At 70.6% G+C, this 23656-nt stretch carries 18 protein-coding genes and 2 pseudogenes; 6 read left to right on the top strand and 14 right to left on the bottom strand.

Translation table 11 applies throughout. The features are described from left to right. The 8 genes and pseudogenes from ABT171_RS13225 to ABT171_RS13190 all read right to left on the bottom strand — a co-directional run. Nucleotides 1-84, bottom strand: a pseudogene (locus ABT171_RS13225) (shikimate kinase); the annotation flags it as partial. Next, entirely contained in the window at nt 81-1265 is a 1185-nt protein-coding gene (gene aroC, locus ABT171_RS13220) for a chorismate synthase (RefSeq protein WP_351242934.1), read from the bottom strand. The pseudogene ABT171_RS13225 and the gene aroC, both read right to left, overlap by 4 nt. Nucleotides 1266-1428: 163 nt before the next feature. Then, nucleotides 1429-2268 carry a shikimate dehydrogenase gene (locus ABT171_RS13215; RefSeq protein ID WP_351242932.1) on the bottom strand — a complete coding sequence of 280 codons (840 nt, stop codon included), beginning with the start codon at nt 2266-2268 and terminating at the stop codon, nt 1429-1431. 51 nt (nt 2269-2319) lie between these two features. Then, a complete protein-coding gene (mltG, locus tag ABT171_RS13210) occupies nt 2320-3981 on the bottom strand; it encodes an endolytic transglycosylase MltG (protein ID WP_351242930.1) in 1662 nt (553 codons plus the stop codon). 126 nt (nt 3982-4107) lie between these two features. After that, a complete protein-coding gene (gene ruvX / locus ABT171_RS13205) occupies nt 4108-4572 on the bottom strand; it encodes a Holliday junction resolvase RuvX (RefSeq protein WP_351242928.1) in 465 nt (154 codons plus the stop codon). A gap of 26 nt (nt 4573-4598) precedes the next feature. Next, entirely contained in the window at nt 4599-7271 is a 2673-nt protein-coding gene (alaS, locus tag ABT171_RS13200) for an alanine--tRNA ligase (RefSeq protein ID WP_351242926.1), read from the bottom strand. Beyond that, nucleotides 7271-7630 (bottom strand): hypothetical protein, encoded by a 360-nt coding sequence (locus tag ABT171_RS13195; protein WP_351242924.1) that lies wholly within the window; start codon nt 7628-7630, stop codon nt 7271-7273. The genes alaS and ABT171_RS13195 overlap by 1 nt, the downstream gene beginning before the upstream one ends. Nucleotides 7631-7646: 16 nt before the next feature. Beyond that, nucleotides 7647-8072: a DUF948 domain-containing protein gene (locus ABT171_RS13190; RefSeq protein ID WP_190015863.1), complete on the bottom strand. Its 426-nt coding sequence runs from the start codon at nt 8070-8072 to the stop codon at nt 7647-7649. A gap of 162 nt (nt 8073-8234) precedes the next feature. Between ABT171_RS13190 and ABT171_RS13185 the strand changes: the two genes are divergently transcribed. Then, a complete protein-coding gene (locus ABT171_RS13185; protein WP_351242922.1) occupies nt 8235-10472 on the top strand; it encodes an ATP-binding protein in 2238 nt (745 codons plus the stop codon). Between the two features lie 169 nt (nt 10473-10641). Here the strand turns inward: ABT171_RS13185 and rpsD are convergent, their stop codons facing one another. From rpsD to ABT171_RS13170, 3 genes are all read right to left on the bottom strand, one after another. Continuing rightward, nucleotides 10642-11256, bottom strand: a complete 615-nt coding sequence (gene rpsD / locus ABT171_RS13180; RefSeq protein WP_228618885.1) for a 30S ribosomal protein S4 — start codon at nt 11254-11256, stop codon at nt 10642-10644. Between the two features lie 303 nt (nt 11257-11559). Next, nucleotides 11560-12915, bottom strand: a complete 1356-nt coding sequence (locus ABT171_RS13175; RefSeq protein ID WP_351242919.1) for a replication-associated recombination protein A — start codon at nt 12913-12915, stop codon at nt 11560-11562. Nucleotides 12916-12962: 47 nt separating this feature from the next. After that, nucleotides 12963-13619, bottom strand: coding sequence for a vitamin K epoxide reductase family protein (locus tag ABT171_RS13170; RefSeq protein WP_351242917.1), 657 nt, complete (start codon nt 13617-13619; stop codon nt 12963-12965). A gap of 145 nt (nt 13620-13764) precedes the next feature. On the opposite strand from ABT171_RS13170, the gene ABT171_RS13165 reads away from it, so the two are divergent. From ABT171_RS13165 to ABT171_RS13155, 3 genes and pseudogenes are all read left to right on the top strand, one after another. Next, the gene (locus tag ABT171_RS13165; protein WP_351242915.1) at nt 13765-14631 is read left to right on the top strand and encodes an ABC transporter ATP-binding protein; all 867 of its coding nucleotides are present in this window, start codon (nt 13765-13767) and stop codon (nt 14629-14631) included. Next, the gene (locus ABT171_RS13160) at nt 14628-15473 is read left to right on the top strand and encodes an ABC transporter permease (RefSeq protein ID WP_351242913.1); all 846 of its coding nucleotides are present in this window, start codon (nt 14628-14630) and stop codon (nt 15471-15473) included. The genes ABT171_RS13165 and ABT171_RS13160 overlap by 4 nt, the downstream gene beginning before the upstream one ends. A 49-nt stretch (nt 15474-15522) precedes the next feature. Continuing rightward, nucleotides 15523-16008: pseudogene (locus ABT171_RS13155) on the top strand (response regulator); the annotation flags it as partial. Between the two features lie 43 nt (nt 16009-16051). Here ABT171_RS13155 and hisS read toward each other — a convergent pair. Then, nucleotides 16052-17314 (bottom strand): histidine--tRNA ligase, encoded by a 1263-nt coding sequence (gene hisS, locus ABT171_RS13150; RefSeq protein WP_351242911.1) that lies wholly within the window; start codon nt 17312-17314, stop codon nt 16052-16054. 12 nt (nt 17315-17326) lie between these two features. Then, nucleotides 17327-18034, bottom strand: a complete 708-nt coding sequence (locus ABT171_RS13145; RefSeq protein WP_351242909.1) for an MBL fold metallo-hydrolase — start codon at nt 18032-18034, stop codon at nt 17327-17329. A gap of 170 nt (nt 18035-18204) precedes the next feature. Between ABT171_RS13145 and ABT171_RS13140 the strand changes: the two genes are divergently transcribed. Beyond that, entirely contained in the window at nt 18205-19038 is an 834-nt protein-coding gene (locus ABT171_RS13140) for a peptidylprolyl isomerase (RefSeq protein WP_351242907.1), read from the top strand. Nucleotides 19039-19193: 155 nt separating this feature from the next. After that, entirely contained in the window at nt 19194-20423 is a 1230-nt protein-coding gene (locus ABT171_RS13135) for a DUF349 domain-containing protein (protein WP_351242906.1), read from the top strand. Between the two features lie 63 nt (nt 20424-20486). Here ABT171_RS13135 and relA read toward each other — a convergent pair whose 3' ends face one another. Further along, nucleotides 20487-23024, bottom strand: coding sequence for a GTP pyrophosphokinase (gene relA / locus ABT171_RS13130; protein WP_351242904.1), 2538 nt, complete (start codon nt 23022-23024; stop codon nt 20487-20489). Nucleotides 23025-23656 lie beyond the last annotated feature (632 nt).

Raw genomic sequence — 23656 nt, 5'->3', positions numbered from 1 at the left:
GAGCCGCTCGGCCAGCAGCCGGCCGACGGTGGACTTGCCGACGCCCATCGGTCCGACGAGTACGACCGCAGGCACGGCGCTCACCGGATCCGCAGATTGTCGAGGTAGGACTGCACGTTGCGGCGGGTCTCGGGCACGCTGTCGCCGCCGAACTTCTCGGCGACCGCGTCCGCCAGCACGAGCGCGACCATGGCCTCCGCGACGATGCCCGCCGCGGGCACCGCGGACACATCGGAACGCTGATGATGGGCCTGAGCGGCCTCACCGGTGGAGACATCCACCGTCTGCAACGCCCGCGGCACCGTCGCGATCGGCTTCATCGCCGCCCGCACCCGCAGCACCTCGCCCGTGCTCAGACCACCCTCGGTACCGCCGGAGCGGCCGGAGACGCGCCGGATCCCCTCGGGTGTGCCCACGATCTCGTCGTGCGCCTTGGAGCCGGGCACCCGGGCCAGCTCGAAACCGTCCCCGACCTCCACGCCCTTGATCGCCTGGATGCCCATCAGCGCACCGGCGAGCCGGGCGTCCAGCCTGCGGTCCCAGTGCACATGCGAACCCAGACCCACCGGAACGCCGTACGCCAGCACCTCCACCACACCGCCGAGCGTGTCACCGTCCTTGTGGGCCTGGTCGACCTCCGCGACCATCGCCTTCGAGGTGTCCGCGTCCAGGCAGCGCAACGGGTCGGCGTCCAGCTTGTCGACGTCGGCCGGCGTCGGGTACACGCCCTGCGGGGCCTTCACCGAACACAGCTCGACGACGTGCGAGACGATCTCGATACCGGCCGTCTCCTTCAGGTAGGAGCGGGCGACCGCGCCGAGCGCCACCCGGGCCGCCGTCTCGCGGGCCGAAGCCCGCTCCAGGATCGGCCGCGCCTCGTCGAAACCGTACTTCTGCATACCCGCCAGGTCCGCGTGGCCGGGCCGCGGCCGGGTCAGCGGCGCGTTACGGGCCAGCCCGTCGAGGATCTCCCGGTCCACCGGGTCGGCCGCCATCACCTGCTCCCACTTCGGCCACTCGGTGTTCCCCACCATGATGGCCACCGGGGAGCCGAGGGTCAGACCGTGCCGGACACCACCCAGGAAGGTGACCTCGTCCCGCTCGAACTTCATCCGCGCACCACGGCCATACCCGAGCCGCCGCCGCGCCAGGTGATCCGCCACCATCTCCGTGGTGATCGGCACGCCGGCGGGAAGACCCTCCAGCGTCGCGACAAGTGCGGGACCATGGGACTCCCCCGCGGTCAGCCAACGCAGCCTGCTCAACGGTGCTCCTCAGTGTTCGCGCCCGGTACTGCCCTGCGTACGCACATCCTCGCGTACGGCGATGGCGCGACCAGGTGCGCGACCCCGGCCCGCCACCTCCGATCCTCCCACGACCTGGCCGTTGTCCGGCCGCCGGTCCAGTAGACGGACGTCCGATGGACGTTCAGTGCGCGGCGAGCGCCCTCTCACCGGCGTGGCGCATGGCCTCCAGGGGCACCGGGGAGCAGCCGGTCATCTGCTCGACCTGCAGGACGGCCTGGTGGACGAGCAGGTCGAGCCCGCTGACCACGGCGCCGCCGAACATGGACCAGCGGGCCGCGAGCTCGGTGGGCCAGGGGTCGTAGAGCACGTCGAAGAGGGTGGCGGGGCGCTCGGGTACGGCGGCGGCGAGGGCGTCGGTCGCACCGGCGGGCGTGGTGGCGATCACCAGCGGGGAGCGCAGGGCCTGCGCGGCGTCCACCCAGTCCGCCGTGCGCACCTCCACGTCGAGCCGTTCGCCCCACTGCCGCATCTCGGCGGCGCGGGCCTCGCTGCGGACGTAGGCGACGACCTCGCCGGTACAGATCCGGGCCAGGGCGGCGAGTGCGGAGGAGGCGGTGGCGCCGGCGCCGAGGATCGCGGCGGAATCGACCTGCTCGATGCCGTGCTCGCGCAGGGCGGCCACCATGCCGGGGATGTCGGTGTTGTCGCCGAGCCGGCGGCCGTCCTCGGTGAGGACGACCGTGTTGACCGCGTCGACGGAGGCGGCCGTCTCGCTGATCTCGTCGAGCAGCGGGATGACGGCCCGCTTGAGCGGCATGGTCAGCGACAGCCCCGCCCACTCCGGGCCGAGCTTCTCGAAGAAGCCGGGCAGAGAGGCCTCGTCCACCTCGAAGCGGTCGTACGACCACTCGGTGAGTCCCAGCTCGTCGTACGCGGCCCGGTGCAGCACCGGCGAGAGAGAGTGGCCGATGGGCTTACCGAGCACGGCGGCCCGGCGGGCGCCCCCTACCTTCGATGCCATGGAACCCGTCCCTTGAGCTTCTGTGTCCAGGCGAAGACTACCGACCCGACGTCAGCTCTTTTTCCTCGACGCATTCCACTCGTTGACGAGCTTCTCGTGCTCCTCCAGCGTCTTGGTGAACTTGCTGGTCTTCCCGTCCATCGAGATGAAGTAGTACCAGCCGTCGTGTGTCGGGTCGAGCGCGCCCTTGAGCGCTTCCTCGCCGGGGTTTCCGATGGGGCCGGGCGGCAGCCCCTTGGAGAAGTAGGTGTTGTACGGGTTGTCGTACTTGCGCAGCTCGGCGATGCTCAGGTCGATCTTGCTCTGGTTCTTCACGTAGTTGTACGTGGAGTCGAACTCCAGCCGCCCGTAGGTCTGCGGGTTGTCGGGTTCGAGGCGGTTGTAGACGACCTCCGCCATCTTGCGGAAGTCGTCATGGCTCGTGCCCTCGGCCTGCACCAGGCTCGCCACGGTGAGCAGCTGCCAGGGGCCGTCGAGACCGAGCACCTTGGCTTTGTCCTCCAGGCCCAGCTCTTTGTACTTGGCGGTGGCCTGAGCCACCATCTCCTTGAGGACCGCTTCGGGCTTCTGACCCTTGGTGACCGCGTAGCTGGAGGGGTAGAGGAAGCCTTCCAGCGGATCCTTCAGGTTCGCGTGGTTCAGCGCCCAGGCGGGCAACCCGAGACTCTTGTAGTCCTTCTTCGCGACGCTCGCCGTGGTACCCGCCGCCACCCCGACGCGCTTGTCGATCAGACTGTAGACCGCCGTGTTGCGAAGGCCCTCGGCGATGATCAGGTTGCTGCGGCTCTTCGGGCTGAGCATCAGTTCGACCGCGCTCGCGGCGGACATCCGTTTCTCCAGGGTGTAGACACCGTCCTGGAGTGACTTGTGCTGGGGGTTCGCCTGCAGTGCGGACACGAACGCGGCCGCGCTCTCGACAACGCCCGCCTCCTTCAGCTTCTGACCGATGTCCCATCCGCCGGCGCCCTTGGGGATCTCGACCGTGACCTGCTCGCCGTTTCCACTGCCCGCGTAGTCCGCGGCCGGGGCGAAACGATTTTGGTAGAACTTGTAGCCGAAGTATCCGACACCGCCGAGACCGCCGCCGAACACCAGGCAGACCACCAGACAGGCGCAGCCGGTGCGGCGCTTCTGCCCCTTCTTGGCGGGTTTCTTGCCTTTGCCGCGCCGCTCACGGCGGCTCTGCAGCTCATGCTCCTCAGCGTCGTCGTCCTCACCGCCGCCTCCGGCGAAGAAGGGGTGCTCCTCCTCTGCGGGCGCGGTCTCCGGATCCGGTTCGGTCTCGGGGCGCCTGCGGCCGGGCGGCTGCGGCGGCGGGTAGGCGTCCTCGGTGCCGTAGAGATCGGGCTGCTCCCCGCCGTAGGCGACGGGCTGCTGGCCGTACGGGTCGCCGGGGTCGGCGGCGTACGGCACCTGGCCGTGGGTGCCGGTCGCGTCCCAGCCGCCGTGGTGCTGGTACTGCTGCTGGGCGTGGCCGGTGAACTGCTGCTGGCCCTGTTCGCCGTAGAACGGGTACTGCTCGTTGCCGTACCCGGGCTGCTGCTCCTGGTTCCAGTCGCCGTACTGCGGCTGCTGGGGGTGGTGCTGCGGCTGGCCGCCGTAGGCAGGCTGCTGACCCCCGTGGGCCTGCTGCCCTTCCCATCCGCCGTCCCCGAACAACGGGTCCTGCGGATGCCACGGTTGGGAGCCTGGGCTCCGGCCATACTCAGTCATCGATCCCCTAGTGCCGCGAGGCCGACCGGTCACGTGGCCGGTGGGCCTCGCTTCCGTTCCGCCTCTCTTGCTGTGCGCCGGCTGTTCGAACACCGGCGCATCGCGCGGAACGTTACCGTATCGCGATCAGATGACCACTTCGACGCCCTCGCCGGGTGCTTTACCTGACACCCGTTCGGATTCGAGGGCCTGCTGCAGGATGATGACGGCGGCGGCCTGATCGATGACGGCCCGCCCCTTCTTGGACTTCACGCCGGAGGCACGCAGCCCCTGACTGGCCGTCACGGTCGTCATCCGCTCGTCCACCAGGCGCACCGGCACCGGCTTGATGCCCTTGGCCAGCTCCTGCGCGAAGGCGCGGACCTTGACGGCGGCCGGGCCCTCGCCCCCCTTGAGGGAGCGAGGGAGGCCCACGACGACCTCGATCGGTTCGTATTCCTCCACCAGTTGCCGCAAGCGGCGGTGGGCGGCGGGGATGTCCCGGCCGGGGACGGTCTCCACCGGTGTGGCGAGGATCCCATCGGGGTCGCACGAGGCGACCCCGATCCGGGCGTCCCCGACGTCGATCGCGAGTCGACGTCCTCTGCGCATGTTCCGACCGCTTCCCTGCTCAGCCGTCACTTGGCGGTCTCGGCGACGAGGCGCTCGACAGCCTCGACGGCCTCACCGACGGCGGCCGGGTTCTGGCCGCCGCCCTGGGCGACGTCCGGCTTGCCGCCACCGCCGCCGCCGAGGGTCTTGGCGGCGGTGCGGACCAGGTCACCGGCCTTGAGGCCACGCTCGCGGGCGGCGTCGTTGGTGGCGATGACCGTGAGCGGCTTGCCGTTGTTGACCGTGAAGAGGGCGACCACGGCGGCCCGGCCGCCCTGGATGCGGCCGCGCACGTCGAGGACCAGCTTGCGCAGGTCGTCGGGGGTGGTGCCGTCCGGGACCCGGCCGGTCACCACGGCCACGCCGCGGACGTCCTTGGCGGACTCGGCGAGACCGGCGGCGGCCTGCAGCACCTTCTCGGCGCGGAACTTCTCGATCTCCTTCTCGGCGTCCTTCAGCTTGCCGAGCATCGAGGAGACCTTCTCCGGCAGCTCCTCGGGGCGGCCCTTGAGCAGCTCGGTCAGCTGGTTGACGACCGTGTGCTCGCGGGCGAGGAAGGTGTAGGCGTCGACGCCGACCAGGGCCTCGATACGACGGACACCCGAGCCGATGGAGGACTCGCCGAGCAGCTTCACCAGGCCCAGCTGGGCGGTGTTGTGCACGTGCGTGCCGCCGCACAGCTCCTTGGAGAAGTCGCCGATGGTCACCACGCGGACGCGCTCGCCGTACTTCTCGCCGAACTCGGCGATGGCGCCCTGCTTCTTGGCCTCGTCGATGCCCATGACCTCGGCGTGCACGTCGAGGTCGCGGGCCAGCACCTCGTTGATCTTCTGCTCGACGTCGGTCATCACGGCCGTCGGGACGGCGGACGGGGAGCCGAAGTCGAAGCGGAAGCGGCCGGGCTGGTTCTCGGAGCCGGCCTGGGCGGCCGTCGGGCCGAGGGCGTCACGCAGCGCCTGGTGGGTGAGGTGGGTGGCCGAGTGGGCGCGGGCGATGGCCTTGCGGCGGCGGGCGTCGATCGAGGCGTGGGCCTTGGCGCCGACGGTCACCTCGCCGACCTGGACGACGCCCTTGTGGACGTACACGCCCGGCACCGGCTTCTGGCAGTCGCGGACCTCGATGACGGCACCGGAGTCCACCCTGATGCGGCCGGTGTCGCCGATCTGGCCGCCGCCCTCGGCGTAGAACGGGGTGCGGTCGAGGACGATCTCGACCTCGTCGCCCTCGGTGGCGGCCGGGGAGGAGACGCCGTCGACCAGGATGCCGACGATCGTGGTCTCGCCCTCGGTGTCGCTGTAGCCGATGAAGTCGGTCTCGCCGGCGGTGTCGGCGATCTCACGGTAGGCGCCCATGTCGGCGTGGCCGGTCTTCTTGGCCTGGGCGTCGGCCTTGGCGCGCTCCCGCTGCTCCTTCATCAGGCGGCGGAAGCCGTCCTCGTCCACCGAGAGGCCCTGCTCGGCGGCCATCTCCAGGGTGAGGTCGATCGGGAAGCCCCAGGTGTCGTGGAGCAGGAACGCCTTGTCGCCGGGCAGGACGGTGGAGCCGGCCTGCTTGGTCTCGGTGACGGCGGTGTCGAGGATGTTGGTGCCGGCCTTCAGCGTCTTGAGGAAGGCGTTCTCCTCGGCGAGGGCGACCTTCTCGATGCGCTCGCGGTCGGTGATCAGCTCCGGGTACTGCTGGCCCATCATGCCGATCACGGTGTCGACCAGGTCCTTGACGACCGGACCGGTGGCGCCGAGCAGGCGCATGTTGCGGATGGCGCGGCGCATGATGCGGCGCAGGACGTAGCCACGGCCCTCGTTGCCCGGGGTGACGCCGTCGCCGATCAGCATGGTGGCGGTGCGCATGTGGTCGGTGACCACGCGCAGGGACACGTCCGAGGCGTGGGCGTCGCCGTAGCGGACGCCGGTCAGCTCGGTGGCCTTCTCGATGACGGCCATGGAGGTGTCGATCTCGTACATGTTCTGCACGCCCTGCAGAATCATGGCGAGCCGCTCCAGGCCGAGGCCCGTGTCGATGTTCTTGCTCGGCAGGTCCCCGAGGATCTCGAAGTTGTCCTTGCCGATGCCCTCGCCCCGCTCGTACTGCATGAAGACGAGGTTCCAGATCTCCACGTACCGCTCGTCGTTGACGGCGGGGCCGCCCTCGACGCCGAACTCGGGGCCGCGGTCGTAGTTGATCTCGGAGCAGGGGCCACAGGGTCCGGGGACGCCCATGGACCAGTAGTTGTCCTTCATGCCGAGGCGCTGGATGCGCTCCTTCGGCACACCGACGACCTCGTGCCAGATGCGCTCGGCCTCGTCGTCGTCCTTGTAGACGGTGATCCACAGGCGCTCGGGGTCGAGGCCGTAACCGCCCTTGTCCTGGGGCGTGGTGAGCAGCTCCCAGGCGTACTTGATGGCGCCTTCCTTGAAGTAGTCACCGAAGGAGAAGTTGCCGCACATCTGGAAGAACGTGCCGTGGCGGGTGGTCTTGCCGACCTCTTCGATGTCCGGCGTGCGCACGCACTTCTGCACGCTGGTGGCGCGCGGGAACGGCGGCTTGACCTCACCCAGGAAGTAGGGCTTGAAGGGCACCATGCCGGCGGGGACGAGGAGCAGAGTCGGGTCGTCCGCGATGAGCGACGCCGAAGGGACGACGGTGTGCCCGCGCTCCTCGAAGAAGCTCAGCCAGCGGCGGCGAATCTCGGCCGACTCCATCAGTGGTCCTCATTCCGGTTGTACGAGTACATCGGGGCTTCGATGTACTTCGGGTTGCTGCTGTTGTCGCTGCGGTGGTTCTCGACGGCGGCGTGCCGCCAGGGTGCGGGGAGTTCGGGGTTCTCGTGGATCCCGAGGACCTCCGCCAGCTCGGCCTCCCGCTGGGCCATGTTGTCGCGGACGTCGAGCGCGAAGCCCACCGCGCGGTCCTTGAGCCGCTGACCGGTCTCCAGCGCCTTGTTCGCCGCGGTGGCGGCGAGGCTCTCCGGGGTCAGCTGCTTCAGCTTGCGGTTGACCTTGGTGGTGGCCCACACACCGGCGGCGACACCGGTGGTGAACCAGAACGTACGGCGGAACATCGCTCGGTCTCAGTCCTTACTTCCGCTTGCGTCGTGCGGCGGGAACCGTGCGGCCCACGATCACGGTACGCCGGGGCGCCTTCGCGGGCACGTCCTCCCTGCGGCCGCCCAGCGCCCGGCGGACGCCGTAGCCGAAGGCCGCGACCTTGACCAGCGGGCCGCCGAAGGTGGAGGCGACGGTGGTCGACAGCGCGGAGGCGTTCGACGTGACCTCCTGGACGTCGGAGGCGATCGCGTCGACGCGGTCGATCTGGGTCTGCGCGGAGCGCACCGCCTGGGAGGCGTCGGCGAGCAGCGGGACGGCCTGGTCGGTCACGTCCGCCACGAGCTTGGTCGTCGCCTTGAGCGTCTGGGCCAGCCTCGCGAGGGCCACCGCGAGGAAGGAGACCAGGATCGCCCAGAAGACGGCCACCAGGATCCCGGCCACCTCTCCACCGGACACTGTGCGCACCCGCTCCCTGAAACGTGCCTCACCATCGAAAAGTCGAGTCCGAGCCTATCGCGCCGGGGCGGGGGCTCCGTACCGGATTACCGCGGTCGCGGGGAGCGGAGTGGCGGGAAGGGATTGTACGCGCTGAACACACTTCAGTACGCTCCGTGTCCCATGCGAGGTCCTCAGCGCCCAGATCCCCTCTCCGACGGCGATCCGCCCCTGGAACTGACCACGTTCGTCGGGCGCTCGGCCGAACTCGCCGGGCTGGGCGCCGCCCTCGGCCAGGCCCGGCTGGTGACCGTCACCGGGCTCGGCGGTGTCGGCAAGTCCCGGCTGGCCGCGCGGGTCGCCGCCGGGTGGGAGCCGGGGTGCGGGCGGGTGGAGCTGGCGCCGGTGCGCGATCCGCAGTTCGTGGAGTACGCGGTCGCGGAGGCGCTGGGCCTGACCGACCACACCGCCCGGCCGCCCCGGCAGACGCTGCTGGAGCATCTGGCCGGCCGTCCGGCCCTGCTGGTGCTGGACGGGTTCGAGCATCTGGCGGAGGCCTGTGCCGAGTTGACGGCCGACCTGCTGCGGAGGCTGCCCCGGCTGCGCGTGCTCGCCGTGGGCCGGCGTCCGCTGGGGCTGGCGGGCGAGCGGCTGTTCCCGCTGGCGCCGCTCGGCGAGGACGAGGCGGTGGAGTTGTTCACCGACCGGGCCCGGGAGCAGGGCCTTGGGGTGTGCGACGGGGCCGAGGTGCGCGAGCTGTGCCGGCGCCTGGAGGGGATTCCGCTGGCGCTGGAGCTGGCGGCCGGGCGGCTGCGGGCGCTGTCCCCGGCGCAGCTGCTGCAGCGGCTGGACGACCGGTTCCGGTTGCTGACGTCGGGCTCCGGGCCGGCTTCCGTTCCGGGCGGAGCTCCGGCCCGCCACCAGACGCTGCGCACGGCGATCGGCTGGAGTCACGAGCTGTGCACGCCCGCCGAGCGGCTGCTGTGGGCGCGGCTGTCGGTGTTCGCGCAGACCTTCGACCTGGAGGCGGCCGAGTACGTGTGCAGCGGGGACGGGCTGCCCGCCGAGGACGTCCTGGACGTGCTCTCGGAGCTGCTGGCCCAGTCGGTCGTCACCCGCGAGGAGACACCGGCCGGCCCGCGCTACCGGATGCTGGACACCGTGCGGGCCTACGGCGCCGACTGGCTGGAGGGGGTCGGGGACGCGGGGCGGCTGCGCAGGCGGCACCGGGACTGGTACCTGGGCCTGGCGACCTCGTGCGAGCTGGACTGGTTCTCGCCCCGGCAGGGCGAGGTCGCCGCGCGGGTCGAGGCGGAGCTGCCCAACCTGCGGGCGGCCATCGAGTGCTGTCTGACCGAGCCGGAGGGAGTCCACCTCGGCCAGTACCTGGCCGGGTCCCTGTGGTTCTGCTGGGTCGGCTGCGGGCGGCTCGCGGAGGGCCGCCGCTGGCTGACGCGCTGCGTGGAGCTGGAGTCGGGGTACGAGCGGTCGCGGCTGAAGGCGCTGTGGGTGCTCGGCTATGTGGCGATCCTCCAGGGCGACACCGTGCCGGCCCTGGCGGCCTTGCGGGAGTGCCGGGAGCAGGCGGAACGGGCGGCGGATATGACGGCGGTGGCATACGCGGAGCACCGCACCGGCTGTCTGGCCCTGGTCACCGATGACATGGGCCGTGCCGAAACGCTGCTGCGGTCGGCGTTGCACCGCTATCAGGAGCTCGGCGAACTCAACAGCAACGTGCTGATGGGCCAGGTGGAGCTGGCAATGGCGCGGGCCTTCCAGGGGGACCTGCCGGACGCGGTGCGGCTGTGCGAGGACGTGCGCCGGGTGTGCGAGGACCACGGGGAGCGCTGGGCGCGTTCGTACGCGCTGTATGTGCTGGCGTACGCGGCCTGGCAGGACGGCGTCCAGGACAGGGCGCGGGAGTTGCTCGGGGACTGTCTGCGCAACGCGCACGCCTTTCAGGATCTGCTCGGCTCGGTGCTGTCCCTGGAGCTGCTGGCGCTGGTGACGGCGGCCCAGGGCGAGCCGGCCGAGGCGGCACTGCTCCAGGGGGCCGCGGGCCGGATCTGGCCGTCGGTGGGGCTGCCGCTGTTCGGCTCGGCGTACTTCAACGCCCCGCACGAGCGCTGCGAGGCGATGGCGCGGCAGGCACTGGGGGACGCGCGGTACGAGGAGTGCGTGCGGGAGGGAGCCCGCCTGGACCGTGCGGCGGCGGTCACCCGTGCGCTGGGGCAGGGCGGGGTACGGCCACTGGACGCGGTGCCCGGCCCACGGGAGCCGGGGTCGCAGGAGGGCGGGGGGAGCAGCCGGGGCGAGGGCGGAGAAACCGCTGATCAGGCCTCCGGGGCCGGGCGAGACGGTGCCGCGGGGCGGGGAAGCCGCTCGGGAGGCGGGCGACGGGAGACGCGGCGCGGCCGTTGAGGGCTGGACGGGCACGGAGGGGTGCGCCACGCCGGCCGGCACCGGCTCTGGCTGCCCGACCTCCGCCGGGCCCCACGGCGGGGGACGTCGGAAACGCAAACCCGCCGTCTCCCCGCCCGGCAGGGCCGGGGGGGAGACGGCGGGCTGAGTGGCTGCGCCGGGGCTGGGGTCAGCGGGCGTAGTACTCGACGACGAGCTGCTCGTCGCAGATGACCGGAACTTCCTTGCGGTTCGGCTCGCGGTCCAGGCGGAACGCCAGGGCCTTGAGGTTCACCTGCAGGTAGCGCGGGGTCTCACCCTCGGGGGCGAAGCCACCCTCACGGGCGATCTGGAAGAGCGTCTTGTCCTTGGAGCGGTCGCGGACCTGCACGACGTCGTCCGGGCGGACGCGGAAGGACGGCTTGTCGACCTTCTGGCCGTTGACCTGGATGTGGCCGTGGACGACCATCTGACGGGCCTGGTAGATGGTGCGGGCGATGCCCGAACGCAGGACCAGGGCGTCGAGACGGCGCTCGAGCTCCACGATCAGGGCCTCACCGGTCTTGCCCTGGACCTTGGACGCGCGCTCGTAGGCGCGGACCAGCTGGCGCTCGGAGATGTCGTACTGCGCGCGCAGACGCTGCTTCTCCAGCAGACGGACCTTGTAGTCCGAGTTCTGCTTGCGGCCACGGCCGTGCTCACCCGGCGGGTAGGGACGGGCCTCGAAGTACTTGACGGCCTTCGGGGTCAGCGCGATGCCGAGGGCACGCGACTTCTTGACCTTGGGGCGGGACTGGTTCGCCACTGTCTTTCGTCTCTTTCGTAGTGTTCGGCTCGTCAGGGTTAGGGAGGTCGCATCCGCAGCCGGGAAAACCCGCCGGGTCCCAAGGGGACCTGTCGGGCAGCCGCTTCCCTGGTCTGGGCACATACGTGCAGCACGCGAGTGGCCCACCGACCGCTCCCGGAACCCGGGTGGTGGTGGGCTGCCCGCGACACCGTTCGACGGTGCGCGACGCTCCTGGAGTCCGTCCGCGGAGGATGGCGCTCCGGCTGGCTGTCCCGCTCTGACAGCACGGGACTCAGCACTTCGGGGAAGTCTACAGGGCGCTCAGGGCCGTCTGCGACCGAGGTGCTTCCTGGTCCACTCCACCGCGTCCGCGTACCGCGCCTCGGCGCCGTGCCGGCCCGGGGTGTAGTACTCGCGGTCCTTCAGGGCGTCCGGTGCGTACTGCTGCGGGGCGATGCCCTCGGGCAGGTCGTGCGGGTACACGTACCCCTGGGCGTGGCCCAGCTTGGCGGCGCCCTGGTAGTGGCCGTCGCGCAGGTGCGGCGGGACCGGGCCGGCCAGGCCCTTGCGTACGTCCTCCATGGCGGCGCCGATCGCGGTGGTCGCCGAGTTGGACTTGGGGGCGAGCGCGAGGGCGATGGTGGCGTGGCTGAGGGTGAGGGCGGCCTCGGGGAAGCCGATCATGGCGACGGCCTGGGCCGCGGCGACCGCGATGGGCAGGGCGTTCGGATCGGCCAGGCCGATGTCCTCGCTGGCGGAGATCATCAGGCGGCGGGCGATGAAGCGGGGGTCCTCGCCGGCCTCGATCATGCGGGCCAGGTAGTGCAGGGCCGCGTCGACGTCGGAGCCCCGGATGGACTTGATGAGGGCGCTGGCGACGTCGTAGTGCTGGTCGCCGTCGCGGTCGTACTTCACCGCGGCCCGGTCGACCGTCCGCTCCAGCGTCTCCAGACTGATCGCGCTCTCGCCCTTGTCGAGGGCCGCTCCGGCGGCGGCCTCCAGGGCGGTCAGGGCCCGGCGGGCGTCACCGCCCGCGATGCGCAGCAGGTGTTCCCCGGTGTCCTCGGGGAGGGTGACGGCGTTCTTCAGACCGCGCTCGTCGGTCAGGGCGCGCTTGAGGAGGCCCCGGATGTCGTCGTCGGTGAGGGGTTCGAGGGTCAGCAGGAGCGAACGGGACAGCAAGGGCGAGATCACCGAGAAGTACGGGTTCTCGGTGGTGGCCGCGATCAGCGTCACCCAGCGGTTCTCGACCGCCGGGAGCAGGGAGTCCTGCTGGGCCTTGCTGAAGCGGTGGATCTCGTCCAGGAAGAGGACGGTCTCCTTGCCGAAGCCGCCGGTGGCGCGGCGGGCGCCGTCGATGACCGCGCGGACCTCCTTGACGCCCGCGGTGATCGCAGACAGCTCCACGAACCGCTTGTTCGTCGCCTTGGAGACCACGTAGGCGAGGGTGGTCTTGCCGGTGCCGGGCGGGCCCCAGAGGATCACCGAGGAGGGGCCGGCCGGACCGCCGGAGCCCTCGCCGACCAGCCGGCGCAGCGGGGAGCCGGGCATCAGCAGATGCTGCTGGCCCACGACCTCGTCGAGGGTGCGCGGGCGCATGCGCACCGCCAGGGGGCTCGCTGCCGGATCCTTCTCCTGGCGTTCTTCTGCCGCGGCGGTGAACAGGTCGGGTTCCACGTCCCACACAGTAATTCACCGCACTGACAACGCGGCCGGGCCGGGGTTCAGGCCCAGAGCTGGCTGCCCCAGCGGGTCAGGATCAGCATGGCGATGACGCCGCAGTGGGTGACCGGGACGACCCAGGTGAACTCGGCGAGGAACCGCTTCAGCCAGCCCGGCGCGGGCAGGAAGCCGTTGCGGACGTTGAACGAGGTCACGTACCAGAACATGGTGATGGTGGCGACCCAGGCCAGCGAGCACCACAGGCACAGCGCGTTGATCTCGTACAGGGACTGGTACTGCAGCCAGGTGACGAAGCAGACGCCGAAGAGCGTGCCGGAGTTGAAGGTCAGCCAGTACCAGCGGGGGAAGCGGGCACGGCCCAGCAGGCTCATGCCGACGCAGATGACGATGCCGTAGCAGACCAGGCCGAGCCAGGGGTTCGGGAAGCCGAAGGCGGCCGCCTGCTTGCTCTCCATGACGCTGCCGCAGGACACGATCGGGTTGACGCTGCACCCGGGTGTGAACGTCTTTCCGGCGATCTTCGCTTCGAGGATCTTGTTCTTGTCGAGCGTGATGACCCAGGCGGCCAGCAGCCCGGCCGCGCCGGTGATCACCAGGAGGAGAGCGAAGGCACGGCTGCCGCCCACCGTGCGCGGGCCGTCGGCGGCACGCTCGGGACCGGACTCCGCCGAGACGTCGTTGACTGTCGTCTTGCTCATCACGCCGATTCCGTCATTTGAGAGTTGGACCATCTTCGGGCACAGCTCATTGTGCCGCACCCGCGTCCGTGTCCACCGTTCGAAGGACATAAGGAGGTACGCACGGTGGTCACGGATCGTTCGGTTCCGGCCGATGCTCGGGGGCATGACAGCACACGCGAACGAACTCGCGGTGGACGTCCGGGGGCTGCGCAAGCGGTACGGGGACGTCACCGCGGTGGACGGCCTCGACCTCGGCATCCGGCGCGGTGAGGTGTTCGGCCTGCTCGGACCCAACGGCGCCGGCAAGAGCACGACGGTGGAGATCCTTCAGGGCAATCGGTCACGGGACGGGGGCGAGGTGTCGGTCCTCGGCGCGGACCCGGCGACGGGCACGCGCGCGTGGAGGTCCCGTGTCGGAATCGTCTGGCAGGACGAATCGGCGCCCGCCGAGTTGACGGTGGGCGAGACGGTACGGCACTTCGCCCGCTACTACCCGCGCCCGCGCGACCCGCAGGAGGTCATCCGCCTGGTCGGCCTGGAAGCGACGGCGAACAGCCGGGTCAAGGCCCTCTCCGGCGGCCAGCGGCGCCGCCTCGACGTGGCGCTCGGTGTGATCGGCGATCCGGAGCTGCTCCTCCTCGACGAGCCGACCACGGGCTTCGACCCGGCCAGCCGGCGCCAGTTCTGGGACCTGATCCGGCTGCTCGCCGACGACGGCACGACGGTCCTGCTCACCACGCACTACCTGGAGGAGGCCGAGAACCTCGCGGACCGGCTCGCGGTCGTCGCGGGGGGCCGGGTCGTCGCCGAGGGCACACCCGCCGACCTGCGCCGACGGTACGGGGGTGAGGTCACCGTGGCCTGGACGGAACCCGACGGCTCCCCGCGCGCGGAGCACACCGCCACGCCGACGCGGACCGTCGCCGCCCTCATGCGCCGCTTCGACGGCGAGATACCCGGACTGACCGTGACCCGCCCCACCCTGGAGGACGTCTACCTCCGGCTGACCGGACAGGAGGCCGTGCGATGACCACGACCGCCGTACCCACCACCGCCCGCACCCCGGCCGGCTCCCCGCCCGGCGCCTGGTCGGTCGGGCTGCTGCGGGGCGGCCTGGAGATCAGGCAGTTCTTCCGCCAGCGCGAGCAGGTGGTCTTCACCTTCGCCTTCCCCGTCGTGTTCCTGTTCCTGTTCGCGTCGATCTTCCACGACGACGTCCGGGGCGCCGGGATCACCGCCTCCCAGCTGTACGTGCCCGCGATGACGGCGTCCGGGATCATGTCCACGAGCTTCCAGTCGCTCGGCATCTCGATCGCGGTCGAGCGGGACGAGAAGGTGCTGCGGCGCCTGCGCGGCACGCCGATGCCGCCCGCGGCCTACTTCCTGGGAAAGATCTGGCTGGTTCTGTTCACCGGCATCCTGGAGACCGCGCTCCTGCTGACCGTCGGCACGGTGTTCTACGGCGTCCAGCTGCCCTCGGACGCCGGGCGCTGGTTCGACTTCGCGTGGATCTTCGTGCTCGGGCTGACCGGCTGTGCGCTGCTCGGCATCGCCATCAGCTCCGTGCCCAGGTCGGCGAAGAGTGCCAGCAGCGTCGTCGTACTCCCCTTCCTGGTGCTCCAGTTCATCTCCGGGGTGTACATCGCCATCGGTACCATTCCGGGCTGGATGCTCGACATCGGCGCCGTGTTCCCGCTCAAGTGGATGTGCCAGGGGCTGCGGGGTGTGTTCCTGCCCGACTCGGCTCAGGTCCTGGAGCAGGCCGGGAGCTGGGAGTTCGGGCGGATCGCGTGGGTGCTGGGAGCGTGGTGCATCGGAGGACTGGCGCTGTGCTTGCTGACGTTCCGGTGGAAGGACCGGCGCGACGGGTGAGGGGGGACAGGGCGCGCGGTGTGCACGCCTGGGACCGCTCGCTCCTGGGCCGGACATCGTGCTGATGGACCTGCGCATGCCGGGCGGCTCGGGCGTGGACTCCATCGTGCGGATGACCGCGGCCGGGCTGCCGTGCCGGGTGATCGCGCTGACGACGTACGAGACGGACCGGGACATCCTGCGGGCCGTGGAGGCGGGCGCCGCGGGCTATCTGCTCAAGGACCTTCCGCGGCGCGAACTGGCGGACGCGGTACGGGCGGCCGCGCGCGGCGAGACGGTGCTCGCCCCGTCGGTGGCGGCCCGCCTGGTGGACCGGCCGCGGACCAAGCCGGAACGCCCCCGGCTGTCGGAGCGGGAGACGGCGGCACTGCGGCTGGTGGCGGAGGGCTGCACGAACGCGGAGACAGGCCGGCGCCTGTACATCGGGGAGTCCACCGTGAAGACCCATCTGCTGCGGGCCTTCGCCAAGTTGGGAGTCGACGACCGTACCGCGGCCGTGACCCACGCGGTGCGGTACGGCTTGCTGGAACAGTGAGCGGGCGCCGGGGGGCCGTCCCCGGCGCCCGCTCGTCGCCCCACTAGCCGAGCCGGGACTCCAGCTCCGCCACGATCTCGTTCACGCCGATCGCCGTCTGCTCGCCGGACTCCATGTCCTTGAGCTGGACGACGCCCTCGGCGAGGTCGCGTTCGCCTGCGACGATCGCGTACCGGGCGCCCGAGCGGTTGGCGTTCTTCATGGCCCCCTTCAGGCCCTTGCCGCCGTACGAGAAGTCCGCCGAGATGCCGACCTTGCGCAGCTCGGTGACCTTCGCGAAGAGCACGCGCCGGGCCTCCTCGCCGAGCGGGACCGCGAAGACGCTGGTGGTCGAGGGGAGCTGTAGCTCGACGCCCTCGGCCTCCAGAGCCAGGACCGTGCGGTCGACGCCCAGGGCCCAGCCGACGGACGGCAGCGCCGGGCCGCCGATCATCTCGGACAGGCCGTCGTAGCGGCCGCCGCCGCCCACCGCGGACTGGGAGCCCAGACCGTCGTGCAGGAACTCGAAGGTGGTGCGGGTGTAGTAGTCCAGGCCGCGCACCAGCTTCGGGTCGTCCTCGAAGGACACGCCCGCCGCCGTGATCAGCTCGCGGACCTCCTCGTGGTACGCCTTGCACGCGTCGCACAGGTAGTCGCGCAGCAGCGGGACGCCGGTCAGCTGCTTCTGGACCGACTCGCGCTTGTCGTCGAGGACCCGGAGCGGGTTGATGTCGACGCGGCGGCGCGTGTCCTCGTCCAGGTCCAGACCGCGCAGGAAGTCCTGCAGCGCGGCCCGGTACACCGGCCGGCACTCCTTGTCACCCAGGCTGTTGAGCAGGATGCGGAAGTTCCGCAGCCCGAGCGAGCGGTACGCCTGGTCGGCCAGGATGATCAGCTCGGCGTCGAGGGCCGGGTCCTCCGCGCCGATCGCCTCGGCGCCGACCTGGGAGAAGTGCCGGTACCGGCCCTTCTGCGGGCGCTCGTAGCGGTACTGCGAGCCCGAGTACCAGACCTTCACCGGGAGGTTGCCCGTCTTGTGCAGGTTGGCCTCCAGCACCGCGCGCAGCACGGGTGCGGTGGTCTCCGGACGCAGGGCCAGCCTGTCGCCGCCCTTGGTCTCGAAGACGTACATCTCCTTCGTCACGATGTCGGTGGACTCACCGACGCCGCGCGCGAACAGCTCCACGTTCTCGAAGCCGGGCGTCTCGATGTAGCCGTAGCCCGAGCTCCTGAGCGGCGCGGCGATCGCCTCGCGGACCGCCAGGAACTTGGCGCTGTCCGGCGGCAGCAGGTCGTACGTGCCCTTGGGGGCCTTGAAAGTGCTCACGGAAATCTCTCGTCACATTCCTCGTCGGGGAGCCGGTGAGGCTGCCTGGCCGGCGGCCACCTGCCGCAGATAGGGATTGGTGGCGCGCTCCTGGCCGATGGTCGTCTGGGGGCCGTGGCCGGACAGCACCACGGTGGAGTCGTCGAGCGGCAGGCACACGCGGGCCAGCGACTCGAGCATGTCCTCCATGGATCCGCCCGGCAGGTCGGTGCGTCCGATGGAGCCGGCGAACAGCAGATCCCCGGAGAAGAACACCGACGGGACGTCGGCGGTCTCGGGCATCCGGAAGGTCACCGACCCCTTGGTATGGCCCGGCGCGTGCGCGACGGAGAACTCCAGGCCCGCCAGTCCGAGGGTGGTGCCGTTCGTCAGCTCCCGGACGTCGTCCGGCTCCCCCACGGTCAGCTCGCCCATCAGGGGCATCCCGATGGACCGGCCGAGCGCCTTCTCGGGGTCGCTCATCATGTACCGGTCCTCGGGGTGGATCCAGGCCGGCACGTCGTGCGCGCCGCAGACCGGGACGACCGAGGCCACGTGGTCGATGTGCCCGTGGGTGAGGACGACGGCGACGGGCTTGAGCCGATGCTTCTTCAGTGCTTCCTCGACGCCTTCGGCGGCCTGGTGGCCGGGGTCGATGATCACGCACTCCTCACCGGCGGCGGGGGCGACGAGATAACAGTTCGTCCCCCAGGCCCCGGCGGGGAACCCGGCAATGAGCACGATCGTCCTTCGTTGTGTCGACACGGATGGCCACTGGCTGTGGTCCAGAGCCTACCGGCGCTGCCGTTTCCTCAGCGAACCCATATACGGTACGGGGCTACACACAGCGGTCGGCTCACGAGGACGCACGCGTACCGGTCGACACACGACACGCATGAGGAGAGAACCCGGTGGTCAGCCAGGAGCAGCGGCGGCGTCAGCTCGCCCGGGAGAAGTTCTTGCGGCAGCAGCAGCGGCGCACCAGCGCACGGCGCAAGGCCCGTGTGCGCAACTCCGCGATCGCGTCGGTACTGGGCGTGGTCGTGATCGGAAGTGTCGCCCTGTGGACGACCGGAGTGCTGAAGAACAGCGGCGACGACAAGGCCAAGGCCGGCGCCGACATCACGCCCAGTGCCTCGCCGACCAGCAAGGCCCCGGACCCGTGCACGAAGCCCGCGGCCGGCTCGGCGAAGAAGCTGAGCTGGAAGAAGGAGCCGGCGATGACGATCGACACGTCGGCGAAGTACACGATGAAGCTCGCGACGACGTGCGGTGACATCGACGTCGCGCTGAAGACGGCGGCGGCGCCGCACACCGTGAACTCGTTCGACTTCCTGGCCGGCAAGGGCTACTTCGACCACACCAAGTGCCACCGTCTGACCACGACCGGTATCTACGTGCTCCAGTGCGGCGACCCGCAGGGCACCGGCATGGGCGGACCGGGCTACACGCTCCCGGACGAGAACCTCAAGGACACGAGCCTCAAGGCCAACACGTACCCGGCGGGCACGGTGGCGATGGCCAACACCGGTCAGAAGCACACCGGCGGCAGCCAGTTCTTCCTGGTCTACAAGGACAGCCCGCTGCCGCCCCAGTACACCCCCTTCGGGACGGTCTCGGACGCCGGCATGAAGGTGCTGCAGAAGATCGCCGCCGCCGGTGCCCAGCCCGCCGACCCGACCACGCAGAACACCGCTCCGAACGCGACCGTGGTGATCAACAAGGCGACGGTGACGAAGTCCTGACCCTGCCCTGATGCCCGAGACGGCCAGCTGTGCAATTTCGGTCGCGCTGGATGCGGACAGGCAACCCGCTGGTCGCCTATGTTGGCCGTGACGAAACTGTGGACGATGCCCGGGGGTGCTGAGGCCCCCCGCAGGCATCATGTGGAGGAGGCGCTGTGAGCAGCGACCCGTGGGGCCGCGTCGACGAGACGGGGACCGTGTACGTGCGTACGGCCGATGGCGAGCAGGTCGTCGGATCCTGGGCGGCCGGCTCCCCTGAGGAGGCGCTTGCCTACTTCGAGCGCAAGTACGAGGGCCTGGTTGTCGAGATCGGCCTCCTCGAGAAGCGAGTGCAGACCACCGACCTGTCGGCGAAGGACGCCCAGGCCGCCATCGCCCACCTGCGCGAGCAGGTGGACGCACATCACGCGGTCGGCGACCTGGACGCCTTGCGCAAGCGGCTGGACAAGCTCGTGGAGACGGTCGAGGCGCGCCGCGAGGAGCGCAAGGCTCAGCGGGCCCGGCAGTCCGACGAGGCCCGCAAGGCCAAGGAGGACCTGGTCACCGAGGCCGAGCAGCTGGCCCAGTCCGACCAGTGGCGGGCCGCCGGTGAGCGGCTGCGCGCGCTGGTGGACACCTGGAAGGGGCTGCCGCGGCTGGACCGCAAGTCCGACGACGAGCTGTGGCACCGCTTCTCGCACGCCCGGTCGGCGTTCTCCAAGCGGCGCAAGGCGCACTTCGCGCAGCTGGACGCGCAGCGCGAGGAGGCGCGCCGCATCAAGGAGCGGCTGGTCGCCGAGGCCGAGGCGCTGTCGGGTTCGACGGACTGGGGCCCGACGGCGGCGCACTACCGCGAGCTGATGGCGCAGTGGAAGGCCGCGGGCCGCGCCCAGCGCGAGCACGAGGACGACCTGTGGAACCGCTTCCGCGGCGCCCAGGACGTGTTCTTCGCCGCCCGCAGCTCGGTGTTCGCCGAGCGGGACGCCGAGCAGTCGGAGAACCTGAAGCTGAAGGAGGAGCTGGCCGAGGAGGCCGAGAAGCTGCTGCCGATCGGCGATCTGAAGTCCGCGCGGGCCGCCTTCCGTTCGATCAACGAGCGCTGGGAGGCCATCGGCCACGTCCCGCGGGACGCGCGGCCGAAGGTCGAGGGCCGGATGCACGCGGTCGAGCGGGCGATCCAGGAGGCCGAGGAGGCCGAGTGGCGCCGGACGAACCCGGAGGCACGCGCGCGTGCCGAGGGCCTGACCGGTCAGCTTCAGGCCGCCGTGGACAAGCTGAAGGCGCAGATCGAGCAGGCTCGCGGCCAGGGCAACAACGCCAGGGCCGACAAGCTGGAGCGTGAGCTGGAAGGCCGTCAGGCGCTGCTGGACCAGGCTCTGAAGGGCCTGCAGGAGTTCGGCGGCTGAATCCCCCGCACCGCATGGGAGTGGCCCCGTACGCGCGCGTACGGGGCCACTCCCATGCGCGCATTACGACCGGCTGCGTCCCGACGTCACGCGGTACACGTCGTACACGCCCTCCACGCCCCGTACGGCCTTCAGGACGTGGCCGAGGTGCTTCGGGTCGCCCATCTCGAAGGTGAACCGGGAGGTGGCCACCCGGTCCCGGGAGGTCTGGACGGCCGCGGAGAGGATGTTGACGTGCTGGTCGGACAGGACGCGGGTGACGTCCGACAGCAGACGCGAGCGGTCCAGGGCCTCCACCTGGATGGCGACCAGGAAGACCGAGGACTGGGTGGGCGCCCACTCGACGTCGAGGATGCGCTCCGGCTCACGGGACAGCGAGTCGACGTTCAGGCAGTCGCTGCGGTGAACCGATACACCACTGCCTCGGGTGACGAAGCCGATGATCGGGTCGCCCGGGACGGGCGTACAGCAGCGGGCCAGCTTGACCCACACGTCGTCCACGCCCTTGACCACGACGCCCGGGTCGGCGCTGGAGCGGCGCTTGCGGCCCCGGCCGCGGGTCGGCGGTACCGATTCGTCGATCTCCTCGGTGGCGGCCTCCTCGCCGCCGAGGGCCTGGACCAGCTTCTGCACGATGTTCTGTGCGGAGACATGGCCCTCGCCGATCGCCGCGTACAGCGCGGAGATGTCCGAGTAGCGCATCTCGTGCGCGAGCGTGACGAGGGAGTCGCCGGTGAGGATGCGCTGGATCGGCAGGTTCTGCTTGCGCATCGCCCGGACGATCGCGTCCTTGCCCTGCTCTATCGCCTCGTCCCGGCGCTCCTTGGAGAACCAGGCACGGATCTTGTTGCGCGCCCGCGGTGACTTGACGAAGCCGAGCCAGTCGCGGGACGGCCCGGCGCCGGGCGCCTTGGAGGTGAAGACCTCCACCAGGTCGCCGTTGTCCAGGGTGGATTCGAGGGGTACGAGCCTGCCGTTGACCCGTGCCCCTATGGTGCGGTGGCCGACCTCGGTGTGCACGGCGTACGCGAAGTCGACGGGCGTGGCCCCCGCGGGCAGCGCGATGACGTCGCCCTTGGGCGTGAAGACGAAGACCTCGTTGCGGGACAGGTCGAAGCGCAGGGACTCCAGGAACTCGCCGGGGTCCTCGGTCTCCTTCTGCCAGTCCAGCAGCTGCCGCAGCCACGCCATGTCGTTGATGGCGTCCTTGTCCTTCGCGGACGTCTTCGGCGCGTCCGTACGGACCTTGGAGGCGCCGGCGACGGCCTCCTGCTTGTACTTCCAGTGCGCGGCGATGCCGTACTCGGCGCGGCGGTGCATGTCGAAGGTGCGGATCTGCAGCTCGACCGGCTTGCCGTTGGGTCCGATGACCGTCGTGTGCAGCGACTGGTACATGTTGAACTTGGGCATCGCGATGTAGTCCTTGAACCGGCCGGGGACCGGGTTCCATCGCGCGTGCACGGTGCCGAGGGCGGCGTAGCAGTCGCGGACGGTGTCGACCAGGACACGAATGCCCACCAGGTCGTAGATCTCCGCGAAGTCGCGACCCCGCACGATCATCTTCTGGTAGACGCTGTAGTAGTGCTTCGGACGCCCGGTGACGGTCGCCTTGATCCTCGCGGCGCGCAGGTCGGCCTGCACCTCGTCGGTCACTATGGCGAGGTACTCGTCCCGCTTCGGCGCCCGTTCGGCCACCAGCCGTACGATCTCGTCGTACATCTTGGGGTAGAGGATCGCGAACGCGAGGTCCTCCAGCTCCCACTTGATGGTGTTCATGCCGAGCCGGTGGGCGAGCGGCGCGTAGATCTCCAGCGTCTCGCGCGCCTTCTTCTCCTGCTTCTCGCGCTTGAGGTAGCGCATGGTGCGCATGTTGTGCAGGCGGTCGGCGAGCTTGATGACCAGGACGCGCGGGTCCTTGGCCATCGCTACGACCATCTTGCGCACGGTCTCGGCCTGCGCGGCCTCGCCGAACTTGACCTTGTCCAGCTTGGTGACGCCGTCGACGAGCAGGGCAACGGTGTCGCCGAAGTCGCGGCGCAGCTGGTCGAGGCCGTACTCGGTATCCTCGACGGTGTCGTGCAGCAGCCCCGCCATGAGGGTGGCCGGGTCCATGCCGAGCTCGGCGAGGATGGTGGTGACGGCGAGGGGGTGCGTGATGTACGGGTCGCCGCTCTTGCGCTTCTGCCCTCGGTGCCAGCGCTCGGCGACCTGGTAGGCACGCTCGATCTGCCGCAGAGTCGAGTTCTCGATCTTCGGGTCGTTGCTGCGCACTATCCGCAGCAGCGGTTCGAGAACCGGGTTGTAGGGGTTCGCGCGCTGCACGCCGAGGCGGGCCAGGCGGGCGCGGACGCGGTTGGAGGAGCCGGTACGGGTGGGCGGGGTGGCGGGCTGGCGCACCACCGGGGGCTGCACCGGGCGCTCGGGCGGGACCGGCTTGGGACGCGAGGCCTCGGCAGCCTTTTCGACGGGCGCGGACTGGGCGTGCTCGATCGGCCCGCGGGTGTCGTTCTTCGCGTTGGACGCGTGGGGCGCGGGCTTCGCCGCGGCGGCCGAGGCGGACTCGGGCTTTGCGGCGGTCAGGTGCTGGGCCTCGTCTGGCAAGAGGGCTCCTCGTGCGCGATCCGGGTCCCCCGGTCAGGCTCCGGAGACCCCATGGTAGCGATCCTGCGGCTGGTCATCGCCTTCAGGCGGACGTGAGGACCGTCCACCTGTGAAACACGGGGGGCTTCCGCCGGATTCCAGGAGGTGGAATCGAGGTGGTCGGGGGCCGTGCGACGGGTGTCCTGCGAGTGGCCTCGGCTGCGCCTTCGGCCGGATTCGTCAGGACGCCTCTCACAGCCGCCGGCGCCGAACCTTGCCCGAATGGTGCCGGGGGGAGCAGGGCGGGCGGAAGTGAAGGGGAGGCCGGCCGCTGGCGCCCTTGCGCAGCCGTCGGCGGCGAAGGCGCCCTGGCAGGGGCCACCGCACCCGGCGCCGAATCCTGTGGGGTGTCCTCGGCGGCGCTGTGGGAGGTCGGGGCGGGGACCCGGAGGCACGGGCCGTCGGCCGTGGCTGCGGGTGGTCGATCGCGGCTGGGAGGCGGGGCCGGCTGAGGATCGACGGGTGTTCCAGTCGGTGGGCGGTGAGGGGGCGTCGAGCGCCGCCCGCGGGGGGCGCGCGTGCCAGACGGCATGCCGTATGGCCGGTGCGGGTGGGAAGCACAAAGCGGCCTGCGGCGGAGCCGAGGCCGCTTT

This window comes from Streptomyces sp. NPDC001851 (genome assembly GCF_040297165.1).
In the GTDB taxonomy this organism is placed as follows: domain Bacteria; phylum Actinomycetota; class Actinomycetes; order Streptomycetales; family Streptomycetaceae; genus Streptomyces.
This window is presented reverse-complemented; position numbering and strand designations above follow the sequence as displayed.